This is a genomic window from Stenotrophomonas sp. SrG, assembly GCF_050031795.1.
GTDB lineage: Bacteria > Pseudomonadota > Gammaproteobacteria > Xanthomonadales > Xanthomonadaceae > Stenotrophomonas > Stenotrophomonas rhizophila_A.
The window spans coordinates 1-234 of the sequence record NZ_JBNBBE010001463.1 but is presented as its reverse complement, the minus strand read 5'-3'; the positions used below and the strand labels follow the sequence as shown (position 1 = coordinate 234).

The following is a 234-nucleotide window of genomic DNA, read 5'->3' as shown; positions in this document are numbered from 1 at the left end:
CCCGGGCTACATTCGGGGGGCCGTACCCGGCGTGCGCGAGAACGGCGGCCAGTACACCCCCGCAGCCGAGTGGGCCGCGATGGACTTTGCACACCAGGGCGATGCGGCACGCGCTTGGGAGCTGGCGGGCCTGATCAACCCCCTGAACCACGCGTTGGACCGGGCGGCGGGGGATGCCCGGGGCGTGGGCCCGCCGCCCGTCGCGGGCGGAGGGGAGGGGTGTGGGGAGCACGT

At 75.6% G+C, this 234-nt stretch carries 1 protein-coding gene; it reads left to right on the top strand.

Annotated features, from left to right (window positions below; all coding sequences use genetic code 11):
- The coding region (locus ACQG3P_RS24265) for a GH36-type glycosyl hydrolase domain-containing protein (RefSeq protein ID WP_426806478.1) at nucleotides 1–234 on the top strand (234 nt) is incomplete at both ends.